Here is a 5107-nt window from a genome sequence, read left to right as displayed (position 1 = left end):
AGCCGCCATGACCTTCGCGCGGGGTTTGCGTGGAAGCACTATCGGAGCAACGGGTGGTATACGGCGTTCTTCGACGGCCTGTTGATCTACGAGAACCTCGAGACCTTCTTGACCAACCGCGCCCAGCGCTTTCAGGGAGCCGACGCCGGCTCTGATCCGCACAGAAACTATCGTCAGAATCTCTTCGCGTTCTACCTCCAAGACCAGTATCGCTGGCGGCCGGATGTGACGTTGAGTTACGGCCTCCGGTACGAGTGGTTCACCGTGCCGACCGAGGAGTCAGGACGCCTCTCGAATCTTCGCGCGCTCACGGATCCGGCCCCGGTCGTGGGGGAGCCGCTCTTCGAGAATCCGTCGCTCGCGAACGTCGCACCGCGGGTCGGGCTCGCCTGGGACGTGATGGGTCGCCATCGAACGGTGGTGCGAAGCGGGTTCGGCATCTTCTACGAGCCGATTCTCGAGAACATCTATGGCTACAATGCCCGGCTGCAGCCGCCGTTTGCGGTGATTCGGACGACGCTGAACCCACCGTATCCCGATCCGTCGAGCGCACCGGTCAAGGGGAATCCGAGGGTCGATCCTCTCGAGTTCGATCTCTCCACCCCTTACCTGATGCGGTATCACCTCACGCTCCAACAGGCGCTCACCGACCAGATCCTCTTGACAGTGGGATATTCGGGATCTCGAGGCGTACACCTCCCTCGCGTGGGCGATCTCAACAGCCGAGCGCCGACCTCCGTGGACGACGAGGGCCGACCCTACTATGGAGCCACGGCGAGTCGTCGCAATCCGGCATTCGATCGGGTCCGCTATACCTCCACCGACGGGAACTCTGTGTACAACGCGCTACAGGTTGGCCTGACCCACCGTTGGCACGGCGGGTTCCAGTGGCAGCTCTCCTACACCTACGGATGGGCGATCGACGATGCCTCCGGTTATCGGCGTGAGTTCACCAGTAGCATCGCTGATGTACCGCCCGACTACTACTTCCGACATCTCGAGCGGGGCTTGTCGAATTTCCACGTCGCGCACCACGGGGTCTTCAGCTACACCTGGGATCTCCCCTTCCATCTCGATGGTCCCGCGTGGGCGAGAGCGCTGCTCAACGATTGGCAGACCGCGGGCATTATCACGCTGTCGACCGGCTATCCGTTCACCGTCAACGCGTCGTTCGACATCGCGAACAACGGGGTCCGAGAGGGACACCGGCCAGATCTGGTGCCCGGCGCAAGCAACAACCCGGTCCTGGGCGGACCGGACCGCTATTTTGACGTCTCCGCGTTTCGCCTCCAGGAGCCGGGACACCTTGGCACGCTCGGCCGCAATACGCTGATTGGTCCCGGATACGCCTCGGTCGACGTGGCCCTGGCACGGGTCATCAGGGTCGGCGACACGCATCGACTATCGTTGCGCCTCGAGGCCTTCAATCTCCTGAACCGCGCCAACTTCGCGGCGCCGCAGAATTCCGGCACTGGCGGCGTGGTTCTGTTCAACAGCCCCGACGGCACTCCGGTCGGCAACGCGGCAAAGATTTTTTCGACGGTCGGATCGTCCCGGCAGCTGCAGCTCGCCGTCCGCCTGAGCTTCTAGCAGGATGATGAAAAACCCTCTGTCAACGCAAAACGTAAAATGCACATTCAGGCCTATTCTTGCATTCTTCATTTTGCCTTTTGCATTCAGGCTGCGTCTTTCAGCAGCCCGCTAGTGCTGGGCGCGGCCGCGGTGCCCGCGCAGGACCTGCAGGTCGGCGCCGCCGCGCCAGGGCCGGGCGGCCGTCCATCGATTACGGCCACACGCGTCGACGAGGCACCTGTGATCGACGGAGACATCCTCGGCGAGGCCATCTGGCAGGAAGCGTCCGAGGCTACGGCGTTCTGGCAGGAACAGCCGAACGAAGGGCAGCCGGCGTCGGAACGTACGGAGGTGCGGCTCCTGTTCAGCGCCGACACCTTGTACGTCGGCGTCGTCTGCTTCGACCGATCCCCGCGCTCGATTATTGTCTCGGACGCGCTCCGCGACGCGCCGCTCGACGAAACCGACAGCTTCCAGATGATCTTCGATACGTATCGCGACCAGTTGACGGGCTTCGTCTTTGGCACCAACCCGGCCGGCATCGAATACGACGGACAAGTGACCAACGAAGGTCAGGGCGGGGGCGGGCTCGAGCCCGGCCAGCGGCAACAGTCCGGTTCGGGCGGCGGCTTCAATCTGAACTGGGATGGCGCGTGGTCCGTCCGCACCCAGGTGACCGAGATCGGCTGGAGCGCCGAGTTCGCCATTCCCTTTCGCACGCTGCGCTTCCCGTCGGGCACCGACCACGTGTGGGGCGTGAACTTCCAGCGAAACATCCGGCGCCGCAATGAACGCGCGTACTGGGCACCGATCCCGCGGCAGTACGACTTGTATCGGCTCTCGCTGGCGGGGAGCGTCTCTGGTCTCCAAACGCCGACGATTCGCAACCTCAGAGTCACACCGTACGTGCTTGGGAACATGCTCGCGTCCGGCGAGAAGCCAGCCGAAACGGACGTCCTCGGCGACGTGGGCGTCGACGCGAAGTACAACCTCACGCCGAGCCTGACGCTCGATGCCACCGTGAACACCGACTTCGCGCAGGTCGATGTGGACGAACAGCAAGTGAACCTCGACCGCTTCAACCTGTTCTTCCCCGAGAAGCGGCCGTTCTTTCTCGAGAACGCCGGCTTCTTCACGGTCGGCGACCCGGGGGAGGTCGACCTCTTCTTCAGCCGACGCATCGGCATCAGTGAGAATGGCGAGGCCATTCCCATCCTGGGCGGCGGCCGAATGTCGGGCAAGGCGGGCACGTACAACGTCGGTCTGCTCAACATGCAAACCGACGAGTTCGGCGGCGAGACGCCGGCGAACAATTTCTCCGTCGTCCGGGTCAGCCGCAATCTCCCGAACCGCTCCTCGCTGGGTGTGCTCTTCGTCAACCGCCAAGCCACGGGCAATCTGGCGGCAGCCGATGACCGCAATCGGACGTATGCGGTGGATGGCATGTGGGGCGTCGGCCGACACACCGTGCTCTCGAGCTTCGTCGCCACCACGCAAACGCCGGGCATCGACGACGACGATGTCGCGTTCAACGTGCGGTCACGCACCAACCTGCCGCGTTACGACGTCGAGCTCGGGTATCAAGAGGTCGGAGAACAGTTCAATCCGGAGGTCGGCTTCCTGAGCCGCCGGGGCTATCGCAAGCCGGACGCGCGGGTGATGACCCGCTTTCGCCCGGCCAACGTCCTCAATCTCCAAGAGGTGCGGCCGCACACCACGTATCGCGGCTACTGGGGCTTCGACGGCTTTCAGGAAAGCGGTCACTGGCACATCGATGCGCACTGGGAGTTCAAGAACAGCTACGAGGTCCACACTGGAATGAACCTCACGCACGAGGGCGTGCGAGCGCCGTTCGAGATCTTTCCGGGAGTCGTCGTGCCACCAGACAGCTACGGGCACCGTGAGGCGCAGCTCGTCTTCTTCACCAATCAAGGCGCTGCCGTCAGCTTCGAAGTGCGGGGCACGATCGGCGGGTTCTTCGGCGGCGACCGCGTGTCGGTGAACCCGACGCTCCGCATGCGCGTGAGCGAGACCCTGACTACCGAGGTGGACTACGAGCGCAACGACGTAGACCTGCCGTGGGGCAGCTTCGCCGCCAATCTCGTGCGCACGCGTGTGTCGTACTCGTTCGACACGCGCAGGTTCATCCAGACGCTCGTGCAATACAACGATCAGGCCGACGTGTGGTCGATCAACCTGCGGTTCGGTTGGCTGCAGGCCGCCAACACCGGCCTCTTCGTTGTTTACACCGATACGCGCGGGCTGTACGACCTCTTCGACCGCCCCGAGCGCACGGACCGATCGCTCATCGTGAAATTCTCGCGGATGTTCGACGTGCTCCGGTGAGTCCTCTGCAAGGATCTCGGTAACCCGCCCGTCACGTGCGCTTGGGATCGCGCGCCAACGTGGCCCGCGTGCGTCGCGTGACGATCCATCTCCGGGTGCCGATTGTACGCCTCAGACATGGCCAGGCGGGATACTCAGGTACGACCACTCTTGACCGCGAAACGACTTGGCAAGATACACAATCTGGCCTATGTGATAACTCGTATGCTCAAGCGATCGATGTAGCGCGGCATGCACGCTCAGGGAGCGACCTCGAATCGTCACACTGTCCGCCAACTGGTCATCTGTTAAACCCTCGAGGGCCTGGAACAACGCGGTCCACCCTTCTTCCCACTTGGCCATTAGCACTACTTTGTCACCTTCTCAGCGGAGGATTCCGCTGGAAGTTGGCGATGAGATGCAACAACTTACGGTTATGAACGATGTAGAGCACCGCCATGACCTCGCGCACCCAAAGCCGGACGTGCGGCAAGGTGGGGCGCGGCGCATCGTCGATGCGGTGGCGCTCGCGTTGGAGAAACGTGAAGGCGATCGCGGTGAGGACCGTGTGATGGGTCCAGCCACGATAGGTGCGGCCTTCGAAATGGTCAATGCCGAGTTCATCTTTGAGTTCGCGATACTGTTGCTCGATCGGCCACCGGCTGCGAACGACGGTCACCAGATCGCGCAACGTGGCGCTGGGGTCGAGGTTCAGCAGGTAATATTTCCGCTCGTCGTCGGCCAGCGAGCGCTCGCAGAGCAACCACCGCTCGCCGCGGCTCTTGGCGGGCCGGACGCGCAGGGCGGCGAAGCGTGCGGCCAGGTCGCCCTTCGTGCCGGTGGCCCACGAGACCCGCTGCCAGGCGGCCTCGGGGATGGCCGCCGCCAGCGCGGCCGCCGACTGCGGCCGGCGCACGCCGGCGGTCCACAGCGTCACCACGCTTTGAATCGCGACGCCGTACCGCAGCCCGAGCCGTTCGAGCCCCCGGCGAAAGGGCGCCTTCGAGCCGTAGTCGGCATCGGCGACCACGGCGGTGATCGCGATGCCCGCTTTGAGCACGTGCCGGACATGCGCCAAGGCGATGCGCCATTTTTCGCGAAAGCGCACGGCCGGCGGAATCCGCGCTTTGCTGCGTCGTGCGGCATCGGTGCACCACTCCTGCGGCAGGTACAGCTCGCAGCTGAGCGGCCAGACGAGCTCCTCGCCGAT

Annotated in this window: 3 protein-coding genes; 1 reads left to right on the top strand and 2 read right to left on the bottom strand. The window is 63.8% G+C overall.

Annotated features, from left to right (window positions below; translation table 11 throughout):
• The first annotated feature begins 1842 nt into the window (after window positions 1–1842).
• Complete coding sequence (locus tag GEV06_27980; protein MPZ21698.1) at window positions 1843–3918, top strand: hydrolase; 2076 nt, start codon at window positions 1843–1845, stop codon at window positions 3916–3918.
• Window positions 3919–4029: 111 nt separating this feature from the next.
• Here the strand turns inward: GEV06_27980 and GEV06_27975 are convergent, their stop codons facing one another.
• Both GEV06_27975 and GEV06_27970 read right to left on the bottom strand, forming a co-directional pair.
• Window positions 4030–4260: a DUF1572 domain-containing protein gene (locus tag GEV06_27975; GenBank protein ID MPZ21697.1), complete on the bottom strand. Its 231-nt coding sequence runs from the start codon at window positions 4258–4260 to the stop codon at window positions 4030–4032.
• Between the two features lie 13 nt (window positions 4261–4273).
• Window positions 4274–5107, bottom strand: a complete 834-nt coding sequence (locus tag GEV06_27970; GenBank protein MPZ21696.1) for an IS701 family transposase — start codon at window positions 5105–5107, stop codon at window positions 4274–4276.

This window comes from Luteitalea sp. (assembly GCA_009377605.1).
Taxonomy (GTDB): domain Bacteria; phylum Acidobacteriota; class Vicinamibacteria; order Vicinamibacterales; family Vicinamibacteraceae; genus WHTT01.
Note: the sequence above shows the minus strand (reverse complement) of the source record. Positions and strands in the feature narration are given on the sequence as shown.

Bases quoted from the DNA above. Each gene is read 5' to 3' on its own strand.
- GEV06_27975 (MPZ21697.1), bottom strand. From the start codon at position 4,260: ATGGCCAAGTGGGAAGAAGGGTGGACCGCGTTGTTCCAGGCCCTCGAG.